Genomic DNA, 18,500 nt, shown 5'->3' on the forward strand with positions numbered 1-18,500 from the left:
CTCCCGCGGGCGGGGCCCCCCCCCCCGGGGCCGGGCGCCCCCCCGCCCCCCCCCCCCCCCCCCCGCGCCCCGGGGGCGCCCCCCCCCCCCCCCCCGTGGGGGGTGCCTTGGCTCGGCGCAGGCCATTGGAATGGCGCCAACTCCTCATAGGTCTCTGCATCGACCCCGGCATACGCACCGATGTCGAAATCGCGGGCGCCGTCATTCTCGAACGCCGACAGCGCGGCGTGCTCGGCGAAGATATCGGCTGGCGACGGATGCGAAAACGCTTCGTCAAAACCCATCCGCTTGGCGACTTCGGCGACGATCCACCAGTCGGCCCTTGCCTCTCCGGGCGTGGCCAAAAAGGCGCGCTGGCGCGAGATGCGGCGCTCCGAATTGGTGACCGAGCCGTCCTTCTCGCCCCATGCGGCGGCGGGCAGCCGGACGTGGGCGTGGCGGACCGTGTCGGTCTTGGCCAACACGTCCGACACCACGACAAACGGGCAGGCCTTGATCGCCGCCTCGACGGCATCGGCGTCCGGCATCGAGTCGACCGGGTTGGTAGCCATGATCCACAGCGCCTTGATGCGCCCATCGGCTACCGCCTGAAACATCTCGACCGCCTTCAGGCCGGGCTTTTCGGCGACGGCCGGCGCACTCCAGAACCGCTGCACGCGGTCGCGGTGCTCGGGGTTTTCGATCTCCATATGGGCGGCCAGCATGTTGGCCAGGCCGCCGACCTCCCGACCGCCCATGGCGTTGGGCTGGCCGGTCACCGAAAACGGTCCGGCGCCGGGCTTGCCGATGCGGCCGGTAGCGAGATGACAGTTGATGATGGCGTTGACCTTGTCGGTGCCCGAGGACGACTGGTTAACGCCCTGGCTGTAGACGGTCACCGTATTCGCCGTCGCGGCGAACAGGCTGTAGAAGCGGACAAGCTCGTCCTCGCCGAGGTCCGTGGCAGCGGCGATGCCGGCAAGGTCGAGCGCGGAAGCGGCAAAAAGGGCTTGCCCGAAGCCGGTTGTGTGCGCCGTGATATAGGTGCGGTCCAGCGCGTTGTGCTGGCCGAGATAGGCGAGCAGCCCTGTGAACAGCGCGACGTCGCCATCCGGCGCGATCGCCAGATGCATGTCGGCAATGTCTGATGTCATCGTGCGGCGCGGGTCGATCAGCACCACCTTCATGTCGGGCCGTTTTTCCCGAGCAGCGGCAATGCGCTGGTAGAGCACCGGATGGCACCAGGCGAGATTGGAGCCGACCAGCACGATCAGGTCGGCGAGTTCCAGATCCTCGTAGCTGCCCGGCACCGTGTCAGAACCGAAGGCGCGGCGGTGGCCGGCAACCGACGAGGCCATGCACAGGCGCGAGTTGGTGTCGATATTGGCCGAGCCGATGAAGCCTTTCATCAGCTTGTTGGCGACATAATAGTCCTCGGTCAGCAACTGACCGGAGACGTAGAAGGCGACCGAATCGCGACCGTGCTCGGCGATGGTCCGCGTGAAGGTCGAGGCGACGAGGTCGAGCGCTTCGTCCCAGTCGGTGCGACGACCGTGGATCTCCGGATAGAGCAGCCGTCCGTCGAGGTCGATCGTCTCGGCCAGCGCCGAGCCCTTGGAACAGAGCCGGCCGAAATTCGCCGGATGGTCAGGGTCGCCGCGAACGGTTACCTCACCGTTCGCGGCGACCTTCGCCAGCACGCCGCAGCCCACCCCGCAGTAGGGGCAGGTGGTCCTCACCTCGCGCGCTTCGTCGATCTTCATGATTCAAGCCGCGCGACTGGCCAGCGCTTCCAGCGCAATGAACAGGCGCTCGCCCTCGATCCGCACCGGAATGGTGCGCACCGCACCTTCATCGGCGCCGAGCGCCTTGCCGGTTTCCAGCGAGATCACCCAATTGTGCAGAGGGCAGGTCACCGCCGCGCCATGGACGATCCCCTGCGAGAGCGGCCCGCCCTTGTGCGGGCAATGGTCCTCGATGGCGAAGACCTGATCGTCAGCGGTGCGGAAGACAGCAATCTTGCCTTGAGGCGTGGCGACGCAGCGCGCGCCGCGGCGCGGAATGTCTGAGAGCGTGCCGACAGCAATCCAATTCATCATCATCACTCCGCCGCCTGCGCGAAGCCGACCGAAGCCATCGGCCGGAATTCGTGCTTGTCCTTGCCGGAAACGCGTTCCGACCACGGGTCGACCTGGGCGAATTTCTGCGAAAAGACGAAGCGGTCGAAATAAGCCTTGCGCTTCTCGCCATCGTCCATGATCTGGCGCTTGATCTCGGCGATGCCGATGCGCTTGGCCCATTTGTAGATGCGCTCGAGATAGCGGCCCTGCTCGCGATACATCTGCGTCAACGCCACGATATGCTCCAGTGCCTCGTCCTCGGTCTTGACCAGGCCGAGTACCTCGGTGCCCTTGATGTCGAGGCCGGCTGCCCCGGCGAAATGGATCTCGTAGCCTGAATCGACGCAGATCACGCCGACATCCTTGCAGGTTGCCTCGGCGCAGTTCCGCGGGCAGCCCGACACCGCCATCTTGACCTTGGCCGGCGTCCACGAGCCCCACATGAATTTCTCGATGCGGACGCCGAACCCCGTAGAATCCTGCGTGCCGAAGCGGCACCAGTCCGAACCGACGCAGGTCTTTACGGTGCGCAGTCCCTTGGCATAGGCGTGGCCGGAGACGAAGCCGGCCTGGCCGAGATCGGCCCACACCGCCGGCAGATCCTCCTTGCGGATGCCGAGCATGTCGATGCGCTGGCCACCGGTGACCTTGACCATTGGAATTTCGAATTTGTCGACGACGTCGGCAATGGCGCGCAGTTCGGCGGCATTGGTGACGCCGCCCCACATGCGCGGCACCACCGAATAGGTGCCGTCCTTCTGGATGTTGGCGTGTACGCGTTCGTTGATGAAGCGCGACTGGTAGTCGTCTGCATACTCGTCCGGCCAGTCGCAGACGAGATAGTAATTGAGCGCCGGCCGGCATTTGGCGCAGCCGCAGGAGGTGGTCCATTCCAGTTCCTGCATGACGGCGGGAATGGTCTTCAGGCCCTTGGCCTTGATCAGCCGGCGGACCTCATCATGGCCGAGCGTGGTGCAGCCGCACATCGGCTGCACCGCCGCCGGATTATATTTGTCGCCGATGGTGAGTACCATCAGCTTCTCGACCAGCCCGGTGCAGGAGCCGCAGGAGGCGGACGCCTTGGTGTGAGCGCGCACGTCGTCGAGCGAGGTCAGGCTTTTGGCCGTGATCGCGCCAGTGATCTTTCCCTTGCAAACGCCGTTGCAGCCGCAGATTTCCGCATCATCCGGCAAGGCTGCAACGGCCGCCATAGGGTCCAAGGAGGCGCCTCCCTGGTATGACTGGCCGAAGATAAGCGTGTCGCGCATTTCCGATATGTCGGTCTGCTTCTTCTTGAGGTCGTTGAACCAGGCGCCGTCCGCCGTCTCGCCGTAAAGCACGGTACCGATGATGCGGTCATCCCTGAGCACCAGGCGCTTGTAGACGCCGGCCGCGGCATCGCGCAGCACGATCTCCTGGCGGTCCTCGCCCTCGGCAAAGTCGCCAAGCGAGAACAGCTCGATGCCGGTAACCTTGAGCTTGGTCGGCGTGTCCGAATGGACGAAGGCGGCGGCCTCGTCGCCGGCCAACTGGCTGGCGGCGACACGCGCCATCTCATAGAGCGGTGCGACCAGGCCGTAGACCATGCCGTTGACCTCGGCGCATTCGCCGAGCGCGAAGATGTCGGGGTCGTTGCTGCGCATGCCGGCATCGACGACGATGCCGCGATTGACGGCAATACCGGCCTCTTTGGCGAGAGCGGCGTTCGGCCTGATGCCGACCGCCATCACCACAAGCGTCGCCGGGATGATGGTTCCGTCGGCGAGTTCCACCTGCTCGACCTTACCCTTGCCTGTGATCGCCTGGGTGCTGGCCTTGGTGATGACCTTGATGCCGCGCTGCTCGACGGCCCGCTGCAGGAGATAGCCGGCGGCCGGATCGAGCTGTCGTTCCATCAGCGTCGGCATGACATGCAGCACGGTGACGTCCATGCCCTGCGCGTTCAGGCCCGCAGCCGCCTCCAGCCCTAGCAGGCCGCCGCCGATGACCACGGCCTTGGCCCGTGACTGCGCTGCCAGCATCATCGCCCGAACGTCGTCGAGATCGCGATAGGTCAGCACGCCCGGCAGATCGTGGCCGGGCACCGGGATGATGAACGGCACCGAGCCGGTGGCGATGACGAGCTTGTCGTAGGGCTCGGTGACGCCGTGGTCGGAGGTGACGGTCTTTGCCTGCCGGTCGATGGCGACGATCTTGTGGCCCTTGTAGAGGGTGATCCCGTGCTTGATGTACCAGCCATCGCCATGAATGATGATCTCTTCATAATCCTTTTCGCCGGACAGAACCGGCGACAGCATGATGCGGTCGTAGTTCACGCGCGGCTCGGCATTGAAGATCGTGACCTGGTAGAGGTCCGGCGCCTTTTCCAGCAGGTGCTCCAGCATGCGCCCGGGAGCCATGCCGTTGCCGATGATGACGAGTTTTTCGGTCATGTCCTGATCCACTCCGGTCTCACTCAGCCGCGTAGGAAAGGCCTGAAGCTTCGGCGGCGGCCGCGCGCTCCATCCGCCGGATGCTGAAGTGCATCCAGGCAAAGCAGGTGGCGACGATGACGAAGAGCAGCATGAAGCAGCTCGACCAGACGCCGGTGAGGTCGTTGAGTGCGCCGAAGGCGATTGGCAGGACAAAGCCGCCGAGCCCGCCAATCATGCCGACGACACCGCCGACCGCGCCGACACTCTGCGGGTAGTAAGCCGGGATGTGCTTGTAGACGGCGGCCTTGCCAAGGCTCATGAAGAAGCCGAGCACGCAGGCAACGGCTATGAAGGCGAGCGGGCCGATCTCGAAATGGAAGGCGATCGGCCCGCTGATGCCGTGCACGACGTAGTCTGCCGAGGGGAGAGACAGAACGAGAGTCGCGACGGCACTGACCGCGAAGGTCCAGTAGAGCACGGTGCGGGCGCCGATCCGGTCGGAAAGCACGCCGCCATAGGCGCGGAAGATACTTGCAGGGATCGAATAGGCCGCGCCGATCATGCCGGCGGTCGCGATGCCAAAGCCGTAGACGCCGATCAGGTAGCGCGGCAACCACAGCGACAGCGCCACGAATGCTCCGAAGGCGAAGAAATAATAGAAGGCGAAGCGCCAGACCTGCAGGTTCTTGAGCGGCGCGAATTCCTGCAAGAAGCTTCTTGCAGGCGCTGCCTTGCCGGCGCGGCGCTCGCGGATGACCGGATCGTCGCCGGTCGTGAACCAGAAGACGGCGGCCATGACGACGAGTGCTGCCGCCCAGATCAGCGCGACCGACTGCCAGCCCCAGGAGAGAAGCACGAACGGTGCCAGGAACTTGGTGACCGCGGCGCCGACATTGCCGACACCGAAAATGCCAAGCGCCGTGCCCTGCTTGCCGGTCGGGAAGAAGCGCGAGACATAGGCGACACCGACGGCGAAGGAACCACCGGCGAGCCCAACGCCTAACGCGGCGACCAGCATCTGTCCGTAGGTATGCGCAAAAGCGAGCAGGAACGTCGCGACCGCCGCCGCAAGCATGGTCGCGGTGTATACCAGCCGCCCGCCAAAACGGTCGGTCCAGACACCGAGCACCATGCGCACGAGCGAACCGGTGAGGATCGGCGTGCCGACCAGCAGGCCGAACTCCGTCTCGTTCAGCCCAAGGTCCTGCTTTATGCGCACGCCGATGATTGAAAATATCGTCCACACCGCGAAGCAGACGGTGAAGGCGATGGTGGACATCACAAGCGCCTGGCGGGGAGCATTGTCCTGGCTGGGCGCGGCTGGGAGATTGGCGGTCAACGTCTGGCTCCGGTTTGCGGCGTGGGAGGCACCGCGGATGTTTGTGGGTGAATGATCAGCGGCGCGGCATTAGTGCGTGCAACGAGACGGGGCTCGCCACGGCCAGGTCCTTGTTTTCCGTCTTGGCGCCGACGGGAAACAGCAGGAGCGCGGCGGTGAACAGTGCCGCCGTCAGCGCGCTGCTGGCCAGAAAATCGCGGCGCGTGAAGTCCGCGAGGGACGCGCCAGTTCCGATCCGTTTCGTCATCGTCGTCTCCGGTGGGCGCCGCTTGGGACCAGCGCCGTCGATCGCGTAAAAACAAAAAAGCCGCCGGTCAGGTCTTTGCGCGTCCGTCCATCCGGGATCGCGTATTGACCTGAGCGGCAGCTTTGCCTGTGGCGCCCGCCATTGGACGCCGTGTCACTTGGCCCTTTCGGACCTACAATTTGAAAAGCAGGAAGCGTGCCAATTCGACAGCGCTCCAGATTATCGAATTAAATCAATGTGAACCGCAGCCGCGCGATTTTTGACCAAGCCCGGCAGCGGATCAAAGATTAGTCAGAATGCCTTGCACAGCAGCATAATATTTGTGCAATGCGGTAGATTGCTCATTGCCGATGCAGATTGCCAATTGTAGATGATGACGCGTTTTTCGGTCATGGCCTTACTCCGCGGCTTCCACGAAGCGGTGGCGTTCGTAGAGGAACTTCAGCACCGCCTCGCGGCAGCGCAGGAAGGTCCGGTCGGAGGAAAGCTCGATGCGCCGGCGCGGCCGGGCCAGCGGCACCGCAAGCACCTCGCCGATGGTCGCCGCTGGACCGTTGGTCATCATGACGATGCGATCGGACAACAGCACCGCCTCGTCGACATCGTGCGTGATCATGATCGTCGTCGAGCCAAGCCTCGAATGGATATCCATCACCGCATCCTGCAGATGGGCGCGCGTCAGAGCGTCCAGCGCACCGAAGGGCTCGTCGAGCAGCAGGATCTTCGGCTCCATGGCCAGCGCGCGGGCGATGCCGACGCGCTGCTTCATGCCGCCCGATATCTCGGCGGGCCGCTTGTCCCTGGCATGCGCCATCTGCACGAGGTCGAGATTGCGCATGATCCAGTCATGCCGCTCGGCCTTGGTCCTGGTCGAACCGAACACCTTCGACACCGCCAGATTGATGTTCTCGTAGACGGTGAGCCACGGCAAAAGGCTGTGGTTCTGGAATACCACGGCGCGCTCGGGTCCGGGGCTGTCGACCTCCTTGTCCTCGAGCAGGACCGCGCCGGCGGAGACTCTGGTCAGCCCGGCGATCAGGTTGAGCAAGGTCGACTTGCCGCAGCCGGAATGGCCGATGATGGAGACGAATTCGCCTTTGTCGATGGTCAGCCGGATGTCTTTCAGCACCTCGCTGACCTGGCCGCCGCGGGCAAAGGATTTGTCGATATGGTCGAGTTTCAGGTAGGCCGTCATCGCCCCTCTCCTCACTTTGCCGTTGTGCCGCGGGTGACGAAGGCGCCGACCGCCGCGACCAAGCGGTCGAGGCAGAAGCCGGTGACGCCGATATAGGCGAGCGCGACGATGATGTCGGGCAGCCGCGACGAGTTCCAGGCGTCCCAGATGAAGAAGCCGATGCCGACGCCGCCTGTCAGCATTTCGGCGGCGACGATGGCGAGCCAGGACAGGCCGATGCCGATGCGCAGGCCGGTGAAGATGTAAGGTGCCGCGGCCGGCACCATGATCTTTACGAAGAATTCGAGCTGGTTGAGCCTGAGGATGCGGGAGACGTTTCGATAATCCTCTGGAATGTTGCGGACGCCGACGGCAGTGTTGATGATCACCGGCCAGATCGAGGTGATGAAGATGACGAAGATCGCCGACGGGCTGGAATCGCGGAAGGCAGCCAGCGACAGCGGCAGCCAGGCGAGCGGCGGCACGGTGCGCAGAATCTGGAACACCGGATCGAGGCCGCGCATCGCCCAGATCGACTGGCCGACCAGCGCACCGAGCGCGACGCCGACGATGGCAGCCAGGCCGAAGCCGATGGCGACCCGCTGCAGCGAGATCAGCACCCGCCAGGCCAGTCCGATATCCTGCGGACCATAGTCGAAGAACGGATGGGCGATCAGATCGTAGGCCTCGTTCCATACCTGGCTAGGTGGCGGCAAGCTGGCATTGGGCGACGAGCAGGCGACCTGCCAGACGACGAGCATGACGATGATGACTACGGCCGGCGGCACCAGCGTGCTCGCCAGCTTGCCGGCGATCGCGGCGGGATCGAAGCGGCGCCTCACCTTGGCGGTGAAAGCTATGACCTCTGCAGGCTTGGCAGGCGCGGGGAACGCCTTCACCTTGGTGTCCTCGATGGCTTGAATAGACATTTTCGCAAAAAGCTCCTTGAGCACTGGCAAGCGGCGCAGCGGCGGCGCTTGCCGTCGACGTCAGGCCGATGCCTTGATCTTGAGGCTGTCGAGATAGGCGGACGGGTTGGCCGGATCGAAAATCTTGCCGTCAAAGAAGGTCTCGACGCCGCGCGATGGAGACGCCGGGATATCGGCCGCAGCAACGCCAAGATCCTTGGCCGCCTCGCGCCACAGATCTTCGCGGTTGACTTGATCGACCAGCGCCTTGATGTCGGTGGTCGCCGCGAATTTGCCCCAGCGGATGTTTTCGGCGAGGAACCAGCTGTCGTGGCTCTTGAACGGATAGGACACACCGCCCTTCCAGAACTTCATGTAGAGGTCGGTGCCGATGGCGACGCGGTCATTGCCGTAATTGATGTCGCCCTTGAGGCGGCCTATGATGTCGGCTGTCGGCACGTTCATCCATTGCCGCTTGCCGATGATGGCCGCCATCTCGTCCTTGTTTTCCATGGCTTCGCACCATTGCTGGGCTTCCATGACGGCCATCAGGATCGCCTTGGTGGCGTTCGGGTTCTTGTCGATGAAGGCGGCGCGCAGGCCGAGCGCCTTTTCCGGATGGCCTTTCCACAACTCGCCCGTGGTGGCGGCGGTAAAGCCGACGCCCTGATGGACGAGTTGCTCGTTCCATGGCTCGCCGACGCAGAACACGTCCATGTTGCCGACCTTCATGTTGGCGACCATCTGCGGTGGCGGCACGACGATGGTCGAGACATCCTTGTTGGGATCGATGCCGCCAGCGGCCAGCCAATAGCGCAACCAGAGATCATGAGTGCCGCCCGGGAAGGTCATGGCGGCCTTCACCTCCTTGCCTTCGGCCTTCTTGGCCGCGAAGGCGTCCTTCAGCTTGGAGGCGTCGAGGCCGACGCCGGTGCCGGCATATTCCTGCGCGACGGAAATCGCCTGGCAGTCGTAATTCAGCCGCGCGACGATCGCCATCGGCATCGGCTGGTTGTTCTGCGTCACCTTGCCGGTATGCATCAGGTAAGGCATCGGCGTCAGGATATGGGCGCCGTCGATGCCGTTGGCTTCGCCGCCGAGCATCAGATTGTCGCGCGTCGCGCCCCAGGAGGCCTGCTTGAGCACCTCGACATCGGGCATGCCGAATTTCTCGAACAGGCCCTTCTCCTTGGCGATCATCAGCGGCGCCGCGTCGGTCAGCGCGATGAAGCCGAGCTTGGCGCCGGTGACTTCCGGTGCCGCGGGCGCCGCATAGGCGCCAGACGGCAGCAGCGCGCGTGCCGCTGCCAGGGTTGCCGCGGTGGCAGCACTTGCCATCAGAAAATTGCGGCGGGTCATGCCCTCGAGAAGGGCTTCAGTCTTGATGCGTTTCGTCATCGTCGTCTCCCGTTGGGCACTGCTTGGGATCAGCGCCGTCGATTGCCGTGCTCGGTCAAAACAAAAAAAGCCGCCGGCCAGGCCGCGCGCGTCCGTCCATCCGGGATCGCGTGTTGACCTGAGCGGCAGCTTTGCCTGTAGCGCCCGCCATTGGACGCCTGTTCCGTGACCCGAAAAGAGTCTGCTTATTGCAAAGCAGGAACCGTGCCAGTTTCGGAATGGATGACAAACATCAATGAGATCAACGGCATGCCACAATCATCGGCGCGCTGGCCCGTTGGGCGAGCAAGCCAAAGATTGTTCATTAGCGCCGTTGCACGCATAATTTTTGTGCAATGCACAAGAATGGCGCGAAAATGATCAGGCTTCGGCGCGCGCCAATTTCTGCCCGGCAATGTAGGCGTCGACCTCGTCGGGATCGAATATCTGGCCATCGAAGAAACCATCGGGGCCGAGCACCAGACTGGCGCCGGCGGAGCCGACAGGTGTGGCAGACGCCAGCGCGCCCTCCACCTTAGAATTGGCGCCGGGAAGTGCGACGCCGAGCGGCTTCAGCGCTGCGCGATAGAGGTCGGGCCGGTAGGTGTCCCGCGCGAGCGCCATGTGGGCAGCGCTGTGCTTGACCTGCCCCCAACGGACCATCTGCGTGTAGAACCACAGCGCGTGGCTTTTCCACGGAAAATTTGCCGCCTTGCCGAAAGCCAGAAAGAAGTCCTCGACGGTCAGTTCCGCGCCGCCGCCCAGCGCAAGATGTCCGGTCAGGATCGGCATCTGTAGCGCCGGCGAAAGGCCGAGGAAGGAAGGCTGCGCCATCAGGGCGGCCAGTTCGCCGCGGTTTGCCGGATCCTGGCACCAGCGCGCGGCGTGATGGAGCGCGCGCAGCAGCGCCGAAAGCGCTTGCGGGTGTTTTTCGGCCCAGGCCTTGCGCACGCCGACGACTTTCTCGGGGCTGGTCTTCCAGATGGTGGCCTTGACCGTGGCGATATGGCCGGTGCCGGCGACGACCGAGGCGCTGTTCCACGGTTCGCCGGCGCAGTAGCCGTCGATCCTGCCGGCGGCGAGTGCGTCGGCCATGAAGGGCGGCGGCACGATGACGATTTCTATTTCGCGCGACGGATCGATGCCGCAGGCGGCGAGCCAGTAGCGCAGTTCGTAATTGTGTCCGGAGTGCGGATGCACGACCGCAAAGCGCAGGGGGTCGCGACCGGCATTTGCCCGTTCACGGATCAGCGCTCCCAAGGCCTTGCCGGCCCGCGCCGGATTGAGATCGGGCAAGGCGCCGTGCGCGGCCATGCCCGCCCAGAGCGTGTTCGAAACCGTTACGCAGTTACCGCCCAGTCCCAGCGAGAACGGCACGATCGTGTCGGAGGCGAGCGGGGTGAGCCCCAGATTGCAGGCGATCGGCATCGGCCCCAGCATATGCGCCAAATCGAAATGCCCGATCGCGATGCGGTCGCGGATGTTGGCCCAAGAGGTTTCGCGGCTGAGCGTCAGGTCGACGCCTTCGCGTGCGGCAAAGCCGATCTCCCTCGCTGCGACAAGGACGGCGCTGTCGAAGAGCGGTATGAAACCTGCGTTGATCTGGTGTTCGGCCGCCATGCTCAACTCTCTCCGGGATCCAGAAGGCCTGCCGCCGTCACCAGGCTCTGCGCGATTTCGCTGATCTTGCGGTTCTGGTTCATGGCGGTCTTGCGCAGAAGCGTATAGGCCGCGTCCTCCGACAGGCCGCGTGATCGCATCAGGATGCCCTTGGCGCGGTCGATGACCTTGCGGTCCTCCAATTCACTGCGGGCTTCCTCAAGTTCGCGCGCCATCCGCGAGAACGCGTTGAAGCGGCTGATCGCCATGTCGAGGATCGGCTTGACGCGCTCCTGGCGCAGCCCGTCGACGACATAGGCGGAGACCCCCGCTTCCACCGCAGCTTCGATTGAAGCCTGATCCGACCGGTCCACGAACATGGCGATCGGCCGCTTCACCACGCGCGAAAGCTGGAACATGTTTTCAAGCATATCGCGGTTGGGATTTTCGAGATCGATGACGATTACGTCCGGTTCGATCTCGGCAATGCGCCGCGCTATTCCCGCAACATCGTGAACGACCGTGACCTGCTCATGCCCGGCCTCCCGCAATCCCGCCTCGATGATGGAGGCGCGGATGTGGTTTTCGTCGATCACCAGGACGGTGAGGGATTTCCGGATCATGCCGCATTTTGCGCACGCAGCGTGATTGTGCAATGCGGCATGGCGAGAATTGACGAAGTCATCGCTTCGGGGACCGTAACATGTTCGCGGAACCGACCGTTAAGCCTCTCTAAACGCATCTGACTTTGCTTTTGTATCCACCGCGCTATTTCCCAATTGCGACCTTGTCTCGCTGGCTTTGAATTGGAGGTTCCATGGATCGGCGATTATTTTTGACAGGAGTGTTGGGCGTTGCTGGGGCAGCAGCCCTTGCGAGCGCAGTTCGGCCAATCAACGCGGTGGCCGGCGTACCGAGCGCCAGAAGTGGCATCCTCGATGAACTCGACGCGCTGGAGACAGAGCCGTTCGAAGATGAGGATACTCAGGCGGAGCCGGTCCGACATCGGAGCTGGCACCGCAGGCGGCGGCGCCGGCGGCGGGCTTGGAGAAGGGCCTGTCGTCGTGCCTGGCGATATGGCCGTCTGCGCAGACGGTGTTTTCGCAGGCGTGTTTGGGTCTGGGGCTGGTATTATTAGCAGTTAGTGTGCTGAAAACCCCGGTGGTTGCCGGGGTTTTCAGTCTCAGACTAGCCGAATACGGCGAACTTTCAGGGATCCGCGCGAGTTGTCGGGCCTGCCAGTTATAGGCAGGCCAAAATCAGACTGATTTTCCCAAAGAGGAAACTGGTGGAGCCAATCGGAATCGAACCGACGACCTCTTGAATGCCATTCAAGCGCTCTCCCAACTGAGCTATGGCCCCACTCCGGCAGTCAACCGGCGCCGTTGCCGGCGAAGAGATCCGGCGCGGGTTGAGACCGCGCCGTTAGTGCAGGCGGCTTCTAACCCCGCCTTCCGTCAATATCAAGCCTTTAAGAGCCGCTTTTTATCAAGAACCCGCGAAAGTCGGCGGGCGCTGTGTGAGAGGCCGGATCAGACTTCGTCGTCGTCATCGCCGACGCCGATCATGTCGGCGACATCGTCGTCCTCTTCCTCTTCGTCGGCGAGGAAGGTATCGTCGTCGTCGCCGAGGTCCACATCGTCCTCGTCATCGCCGAGATCGGGAAGATCGTCGGGCTTCGTATCCTCGTCCGCCTCTTCGAGCGAGACGACCTCGACGCCCTCTTCCTCCTCGGCGTCGACTTCCTTCTCGGCAACTTCCTCTTCCTCCTCAAGGGCGGCAATCTTGCCTTCCTCGAAATAAGAGCGGGGATAATTCTTGCCGGTATAGGGCGAGACGATCGGATCCTTGTTCAGATCGTAGAATTTTTGACCCGTCTCGGGGTCGATGCGTTTGGTGCCAAGTTCGGGTTTTGCCACAGCAAGCCTCGTCGATGAAAGTTTGGTCCCCATAACCACAGTTTACGGCGCTGTCAAAGCCTAAAGCCAGCGTCACAAATCCCCGCGTTGAGCGACCTCTTGCAAGGGGATGACCATTTCCGCCCGCCGTGATACGAGACCGCGCAAACCAGAAGAAAAAGGCCAGCCACCGGCTTTTTTCACCCAAGGAAAACCCATGTCGCATACTGCCGCCCCGAAACCGGCCACCGCCCGCAAATCGCCAGTGCTTTCAGGCACAGCACGGGTGCCCGGCGACAAGTCGATCTCGCACCGCTCGTTCATGTTCGGCGGCCTCGCCTCCGGCGAAACCCGCATCACCGGCCTGCTGGAAGGCGAGGACGTGATGCGCACGGGCGCCGCGATGAAGGCAATGGGCGCGCATATAGAGAAGCGCGGCGCTGAATGGGTGATCCGCGGCACCGGCAACGGCGCGCTGCTGCAGCCGGAAGGCCCGCTCGATTTCGGCAACGCCGGCACCGGCTCGCGCCTCACCATGGGCCTGGTCGGCACCTACGACATGGAGACGACCTTCATCGGCGACGCCTCGCTGTCCGGCCGGCCGATGGGCCGCGTGCTCGAGCCGCTGCGCCAGATGGGCGTGCAGGTGCTGAAGGCGACGCCCGGCGACCGCATGCCGATCACGCTGCGCGGCCCAAAACACGCCGCGCCGATCACCTACCGCGTGCCGATGGCCTCGGCCCAGGTGAAGTCGGCGGTGCTGCTCGCCGGGCTGAACACGCCCGGCATCACCACCGTCATCGAGCCAGTGATGACGCGCGACCACACCGAAAAGATGCTGCAGGGATTCGGCGCCAATCTGTCGGTCGAGACCGACGAGCGCGGCGTGCGCCACATCTTCATCGAGGGCCAGGGCAAGCTCACCGGCCAGACAATCGCTGTGCCGGGCGACCCGTCATCGGCCGGATTCCCGCTGGTGGCGGCGCTGATCGTGCCGGGCTCGGACGTTACAATCGAAAACGTGCTGATGAACCCGACCCGCACCGGTCTTTTGTTGACGCTACAGGAAATGGGCGCCCGGATCGACGTTCTCGAGCCGCGCAATGAAGGCGGCGAGGATGTCGCCGATCTGCGGGTGCGCTACTCCGAGCTGAAGGGCGTCACCGTGCCGCCCGAACGGGCGCCGACGATGATCGATGAATATCCGGTGCTTGCTGTCGCGGCGAGCTTTGCCGAGGGCGAGACGCTGATGCAGGGACTGGAAGAGCTGCGGGTGAAGGAATCGGACCGGCTGTCGGCGGTCGCCGAAGGGCTGAAGCTCAATGGCGTCGACTGTACCGAGGGCGAAGCCACACTGGCGGTGCGTGGAAAACCCGGCGGCAAGGGGCTTGGCCAACATCCGAACGGAAAGAGCACCATCGTCCAGACCCATCTCGACCACCGCATTGCCATGAGCTTTCTCGTCATGGGACTGGCAACGGAAAAGCCTGTCACCATCGACGACCAGGCGATGATCGCGACCAGCTTTCCGGAGTTCATGGGGTTGATGAAGGGGCTGGGCGCGGAGATTGATTGATGCTGCGAGACTGGCCAGTGTTAGCGGGCTGTCTTGGGGCCGCGTTGGTCCCTTATCTGATCGAACGCGTCGTTTTCAAAAAGCGTGTCGGCATTTTTGCTGTTCTTTTTTGGCTTTTGGCCCTGCAATTTTTGACCATGTACCTGTTCGCCTATGCAGGCGAGTTTCTAGAAAATAACGACTGGGTCTTTCTTGCAGTAATTTTCAAAGCGTTTGGAGCAATGGCCTTTATGACAATTGGCGTAATACCTTTCATTGCGTTGCCATTATCGGTTTTGATCGCCTTGGCGGTACTGGCGTTCCGTCTGTTTAGGCAAGCTAGATGAGTCCAACCTTCACCATCGCCATCGACGGCCCAGCAGGCGCGGGCAAAGGCACCCTTGCCCGCCGACTGGCCGACCATTACCGGCTGAACCTGCTCGACACCGGCCTCACCTATCGCGCGGTGGCGCATGCGCTGCTTCGGCTCGGCCTGCCGCTCGACAATGTCTCGGCCGCCGAGACCGCTGCCCGGCAGGTCGACCTGGCCAAGCTCGACCGGTCGGTGCTGACGGCGCATGCGGTCGGCGAAGCGGCTTCGAAAGTGGCTGTCATCCCTTCGGTGCGGCGCATACTGGTCGAAAAGCAGCGCGAATTCGCCAAGGCGCCGCCGGGCGCCGTGCTCGACGGCCGCGACATCGGCACAGTGGTCTGTCCCGACGCCGACATAAAACTCTATGTGACGGCGAGCGCCGAGGTGCGGGCACAACGCAGGCTGGCCGAGATCGAGAGCATCGGCGGCACCGCCGATTTCGACGATATCCTCGCCGATATCCTGCGCCGCGACGAGCGCGACATGGGTCGCGCCGACTCGCCGCTGAAGCCGGCCGCCGACGCGCACTTGCTCGACACGTCGGAAATGGCTATAGAAGCCGCGTTCCTGGCGGCCAAGGCGATCATCGACGACGTTCTGGCCAAGAGAAACAAAGCCTGAGCCGGGTTTCCTGCCGTTGCCGATTGCCGGCGGCGAAAAGATACCCATATCGGGCACGAACCAGCCTGCCAGCATTCTTCATGCGCCGGAATTGCCGCTTAGGCGGCCAAGGGCTTTTTTGAGGCCCGGAACGCCGGCAGGCCAACGCAACGCTAACCCACGGCGCCCGCCCCGCTTGAGATGCGGGCATTCCAGGAGAAACTATGTCAGTTGCAAATCCCACTCGCGATGATTTCGCGAGCCTGCTCGAAGAATCTTTTTCCGCCGGCCATTCCGGCGAAGGCCAAGTCGTCAAGGGCACGATCACTGCGATCGAAAAGGACATGGCAATCATCGACGTCGGCCTCAAGGTCGAAGGTCGCGTGCCGCTGAAGGAATTCGGCGTCAAGGGCAAGGATTCGACGCTTAAGGTCGGCGACACGGTCGAGGTCTATGTCGAGCGCATCGAAAACGCGCTTGGCGAAGCGATGCTTTCGCGTGAGAAGGCCCGCCGCGAAGAGAGTTGGGTCCGTCTCGAAGAGAAGTTCACCAAGGGCGAGCGCGTCGAAGGCGTCATCTTCAACCAGGTCAAGGGCGGCTTCACCGTCGATCTCGACGGCGCCGTGGCCTTCCTGCCGCGCAGCCAGGTCGACATCCGTCCGATCCGCGACGTCTCGCCGCTGATGCACAATCCGCAGCCTTTCGAGATCCTCAAGATGGATCGCCGCCGCGGCAACATCGTGGTGTCGCGCCGCACCGTGCTCGAGGAGAGCCGCGCCGAACAGCGTTCGGAAATCGTGCAGAACCTCGAAGAGGGCCAGGTGGTCGAAGGCGTCGTCAAGAACATCACCGACTATGGTGCGTTCGTCGACCTCGGCGGCATCGACGGCCTGTTGCATGTCACCGATATGGCATGGCGCCGCGTCAACCATCCGACCGAAATCCTCAACATCGGCCAGACGGTCAAGGTGCAGATCATCCGCATCAACCAGGAAACCCACCGCATCTCGCTCGGCATGAAGCAGCTCGAGAGCGATCCGTGGTCCGAGATCGGAACGAAATTCCCTATCGGCAAGAAGATCAAGGGCACCGTCACCAACATCACCGACTACGGCGCGTTCGTCGAGCTGGAGCCGGGCATCGAGGGTCTCATCCACGTTTCGGAAATGTCGTGGACGAAGAAGAATGTACATCCCGGCAAGATCCTGTCGACGACGCAGGAAGTCGACGTGGTGGTGCTCGAGGTCGATCCGGCCAAGCGCCGCATCTCGCTCGGCCTCAAGCAGACGCTCGAGAACCCGTGGCAGGCTTTCGCCAGCAGCCATCCGGTCGGCAGCCAGGTCGAGGGCGAGGTCAAGAACAAGACCGAGTTCGGCCTGTTCATCGGCCTCGAAGGCGATGTCGACGGCATGGTCCATCTTTCCGACCTCGACTGGACGCGTCCGGGCGAGCAGGTGATCGAGGAGTACAATCGCGGCGACACCGTCAAGGCGCAGGTGCTCGACGTCGACATCGACAAGGAGCGCATCTCGCTCGGCATCAAGCAGCTGGCCAAGGATACGGCCAGCGAGGCGGCGACTTCAGGCGAACTGCGCAAGAACGCGGTCGTCACCTGCGAGGTTACCGGCGTCAAGGATGGCGGCCTGGAAGTGCGGCTGGTCGACAGCGGCATCGAGACCTTCATCAAGCGCTCCGACCTCAGCCGTGACCGCGACGAGCAGCGCCCCGAGCGCTTCACGGTCGGCCAGAAGGTCGATGCCCGCGTCATCGCCTTCGACAAGAAGACCCGCAAGCTGCAGGTCTCGATCAAGGCGCTGGAAATCGCCGAAGAGAAGGAAGCGGTCGCCCAGTACGGCTCGACCGACTCCGGCGCTTCGCTGGGCGACATCCTGGGCGCCGCGCTGAAGAAGCAGGGTAGCTAGGTCCACTAACGCCGCGCCTCGCGCGGCCTGTTAAAAAACCCCGCCGGAGCGATCCGGCGGGGTTTTTGTTTGACCATGGTCAGAGCATCGTAACCCCAAACCTGGCAAACCGGTTTTGGGAAATCCGCGCTCAAACAAAGAGATAGATCAGGCCCTGCCGTAAAGCGGCACCAGTGTGCCGCTCATCGCCAGATTGGCCGGCGAAGCGAGGTAGGCGATCGCTTCCGCCGCCGCTTCGAGGCTGACCCATTTGCCGAAATCGGCGGCCGGCATGTCAGCCCGGTTGGCCGGCGTATCGAGGGTCGAGGGCGCGACCGCATTGACCAGGATGCCCTTGCCCTTGAGTTCTTCCGCCATCGCCACCGTCATTGCCGCGACCGCTGCCTTGCTGGCGGCATAGGCGATCATGCCGGAACCGCGCCGCAGGTCGAGCCCGGCACGCGCCGTGATATTGACGATGCGGCCCGACACGGAAGATTCCAGCATTGAGCGGATCGCCGCGCGGCAGCACAGGAAGGTGGTGCGCGCGTTGGTGTCCATCATTTCGGCAAAAGACGCGGGCTCGATCTTCTCGACCGGCGCGGCGGTGAAGCCGCCGGCCAGATGGATGGATGCCCACAAATCCGTAACGCTGGCGAAGAACGCATCGACCTTGGCGGGATCGGCGAGATCGACATTGTGCGCCAGCCTGACACGCTCATGTGCCGGGAAGGGAAAATGCGCGGGCGCGGCGGCATGGGCGTTCGGCACATGGCAGATCGCGCCCTGCTCCAGCAGTTTGCCGACAACCGCGCCACCGAGCGCTCCGGTGCCGCCGGTCACCACAACATGCCTGCCGTCCAGTGTATCCGTCATCTACGACCGCTCCTGTCACTCTTATGCCGCACCGCCGCCGAAGGTCGCGCCTTTCGCGCAATCACTCAACCGAAATCTTGATGACGCAGCGCCGCTTGTGCGCGTCAGAACGTCGGCCATCCGACGCGGATCGCATCCCC

Annotated in this window: 16 protein-coding genes and 1 tRNA gene; 4 read left to right on the forward strand and 13 right to left on the reverse strand. The window is 63.4% G+C overall.

Annotation, left to right across the window (positions count from 1 at the left end; genetic code table 11):
• The 12 genes from AC0L28_RS06790 to AC0L28_RS06845 form a co-directional block, all read right to left on the reverse strand.
• Positions 1–1,742, reverse strand: a 1,742-nt coding sequence (locus tag AC0L28_RS06790) for a molybdopterin-dependent oxidoreductase (RefSeq protein ID WP_473476346.1), incomplete at its 3' end; no start/stop codon positions are given.
• Positions 1,743–1,745: 3 nt separating this feature from the next.
• Positions 1,746–2,081, reverse strand: a complete 336-nt coding sequence (nirD, locus tag AC0L28_RS06795) for a nitrite reductase small subunit NirD (RefSeq protein WP_208602492.1) — start codon at positions 2,079–2,081, stop codon at positions 1,746–1,748.
• On the reverse strand, positions 2,081–4,531 hold the full coding sequence (gene nirB, locus AC0L28_RS06800; RefSeq protein WP_473476349.1) for a nitrite reductase large subunit NirB: 2,451 nt from the start codon (positions 4,529–4,531) through the stop codon (positions 2,081–2,083). The genes nirD and nirB overlap by 1 nt, the downstream gene beginning before the upstream one ends.
• A gap of 19 nt (positions 4,532–4,550) precedes the next feature.
• The gene (locus AC0L28_RS06805) at positions 4,551–5,792 is read right to left on the reverse strand and encodes an MFS transporter (protein WP_473476685.1); all 1,242 of its coding nucleotides are present in this window, start codon (positions 5,790–5,792) and stop codon (positions 4,551–4,553) included.
• A 115-nt stretch (positions 5,793–5,907) separates the two neighbouring features.
• Positions 5,908–6,099, reverse strand: a complete 192-nt coding sequence (locus tag AC0L28_RS06810) for a hypothetical protein (RefSeq protein ID WP_128168358.1) — start codon at positions 6,097–6,099, stop codon at positions 5,908–5,910.
• 397 nt (positions 6,100–6,496) lie between these two features.
• Positions 6,497–7,294 carry an ABC transporter ATP-binding protein gene (locus tag AC0L28_RS06815; RefSeq protein ID WP_023796767.1) on the reverse strand — a complete coding sequence of 266 codons (798 nt, stop codon included), beginning with the start codon at positions 7,292–7,294 and terminating at the stop codon, positions 6,497–6,499.
• Positions 7,295–7,305: 11 nt separating this feature from the next.
• Entirely contained in the window at positions 7,306–8,202 is an 897-nt protein-coding gene (gene ntrB, locus AC0L28_RS06820; protein ID WP_128172929.1) for a nitrate ABC transporter permease, read from the reverse strand.
• A gap of 60 nt (positions 8,203–8,262) precedes the next feature.
• Positions 8,263–9,579 carry a CmpA/NrtA family ABC transporter substrate-binding protein gene (locus AC0L28_RS06825; protein ID WP_473476354.1) on the reverse strand — a complete coding sequence of 439 codons (1,317 nt, stop codon included), beginning with the start codon at positions 9,577–9,579 and terminating at the stop codon, positions 8,263–8,265.
• A 360-nt stretch (positions 9,580–9,939) separates the two neighbouring features.
• Complete coding sequence (locus tag AC0L28_RS06830) at positions 9,940–11,178, reverse strand: CmpA/NrtA family ABC transporter substrate-binding protein (protein ID WP_287180502.1); 1,239 nt, start codon at positions 11,176–11,178, stop codon at positions 9,940–9,942.
• Between the two features lie 2 nt (positions 11,179–11,180).
• Positions 11,181–11,780 (reverse strand): ANTAR domain-containing response regulator, encoded by a 600-nt coding sequence (locus tag AC0L28_RS06835; RefSeq protein WP_023796771.1) that lies wholly within the window; start codon positions 11,778–11,780, stop codon positions 11,181–11,183.
• 663 nt (positions 11,781–12,443) lie between these two features.
• Positions 12,444–12,519, reverse strand: a tRNA-Ala gene (locus AC0L28_RS06840).
• A 170-nt stretch (positions 12,520–12,689) separates the two neighbouring features.
• A complete protein-coding gene (locus AC0L28_RS06845) occupies positions 12,690–13,076 on the reverse strand; it encodes a TIGR02300 family protein (RefSeq protein ID WP_023796772.1) in 387 nt (128 codons plus the stop codon).
• 196 nt (positions 13,077–13,272) lie between these two features.
• Between AC0L28_RS06845 and aroA the strand changes: the two genes are divergently transcribed.
• The 4 genes from aroA to rpsA all read left to right on the forward strand — a co-directional run bounded on the left by aroA (position 13,273) and on the right by rpsA (position 17,505).
• Complete coding sequence (aroA, locus tag AC0L28_RS06850) at positions 13,273–14,631, forward strand: 3-phosphoshikimate 1-carboxyvinyltransferase (RefSeq protein ID WP_473476357.1); 1,359 nt, start codon at positions 13,273–13,275, stop codon at positions 14,629–14,631.
• Entirely contained in the window at positions 14,631–14,957 is a 327-nt protein-coding gene (locus tag AC0L28_RS06855; protein ID WP_473476359.1) for a hypothetical protein, read from the forward strand. Before aroA ends, AC0L28_RS06855 begins: the two co-directional genes overlap by 1 nt.
• Positions 14,954–15,604: a (d)CMP kinase gene (gene cmk / locus AC0L28_RS06860; RefSeq protein ID WP_287344923.1), complete on the forward strand. Its 651-nt coding sequence runs from the start codon at positions 14,954–14,956 to the stop codon at positions 15,602–15,604. The genes AC0L28_RS06855 and cmk overlap by 4 nt, the downstream gene beginning before the upstream one ends.
• Before the next feature lie 203 nt (positions 15,605–15,807).
• The gene (gene rpsA / locus AC0L28_RS06865) at positions 15,808–17,505 is read left to right on the forward strand and encodes a 30S ribosomal protein S1 (RefSeq protein WP_473476363.1); all 1,698 of its coding nucleotides are present in this window, start codon (positions 15,808–15,810) and stop codon (positions 17,503–17,505) included.
• A gap of 147 nt (positions 17,506–17,652) precedes the next feature.
• Here rpsA and AC0L28_RS06870 read toward each other — a convergent pair whose 3' ends face one another.
• A complete protein-coding gene (locus AC0L28_RS06870; RefSeq protein WP_091592748.1) occupies positions 17,653–18,360 on the reverse strand; it encodes an SDR family NAD(P)-dependent oxidoreductase in 708 nt (235 codons plus the stop codon).
• Positions 18,361–18,500 lie beyond the last annotated feature (140 nt).

The sequence above is a fragment of the Mesorhizobium sp. WSM4847 genome (assembly GCF_055811335.1).

Bases quoted from the DNA above. Each gene is read 5' to 3' on its own strand.
- AC0L28_RS06815 (WP_023796767.1), bottom strand. From the start codon at position 7,294: ATGACGGCCTACCTGAAACTCGACCATATCGACAAATCCTTTGCCCGC.
- AC0L28_RS06835 (WP_023796771.1), bottom strand. From the start codon at position 11,780: ATGATCCGGAAATCCCTCACCGTCCTGGTGATCGACGAAAACCACATC.
- aroA (WP_473476357.1), top strand. From the start codon at position 13,273: ATGTCGCATACTGCCGCCCCGAAACCGGCCACCGCCCGCAAATCGCCA.
- AC0L28_RS06870 (WP_091592748.1), bottom strand. From the start codon at position 18,360: ATGACGGATACACTGGACGGCAGGCATGTTGTGGTGACCGGCGGCACC.
- cmk (WP_287344923.1), top strand. From the start codon at position 14,954: ATGAGTCCAACCTTCACCATCGCCATCGACGGCCCAGCAGGCGCGGGC.
- nirD (WP_208602492.1), bottom strand. From the start codon at position 2,081: ATGATGATGAATTGGATTGCTGTCGGCACGCTCTCAGACATTCCGCGC.
- AC0L28_RS06825 (WP_473476354.1), bottom strand. From the start codon at position 9,579: ATGACGAAACGCATCAAGACTGAAGCCCTTCTCGAGGGCATGACCCGC.
- nirB (WP_473476349.1), bottom strand. From the start codon at position 4,531: ATGACCGAAAAACTCGTCATCATCGGCAACGGCATGGCTCCCGGGCGC.
- rpsA (WP_473476363.1), top strand. From the start codon at position 15,808: ATGTCAGTTGCAAATCCCACTCGCGATGATTTCGCGAGCCTGCTCGAA.
- AC0L28_RS06805 (WP_473476685.1), bottom strand. From the start codon at position 5,792: ATGTCCACCATCGCCTTCACCGTCTGCTTCGCGGTGTGGACGATATTT.
- AC0L28_RS06830 (WP_287180502.1), bottom strand. From the start codon at position 11,178: ATGGCGGCCGAACACCAGATCAACGCAGGTTTCATACCGCTCTTCGAC.
- AC0L28_RS06810 (WP_128168358.1), bottom strand. From the start codon at position 6,099: ATGACGAAACGGATCGGAACTGGCGCGTCCCTCGCGGACTTCACGCGC.
- ntrB (WP_128172929.1), bottom strand. From the start codon at position 8,202: ATGTCTATTCAAGCCATCGAGGACACCAAGGTGAAGGCGTTCCCCGCG.
- AC0L28_RS06855 (WP_473476359.1), top strand. From the start codon at position 14,631: ATGCTGCGAGACTGGCCAGTGTTAGCGGGCTGTCTTGGGGCCGCGTTG.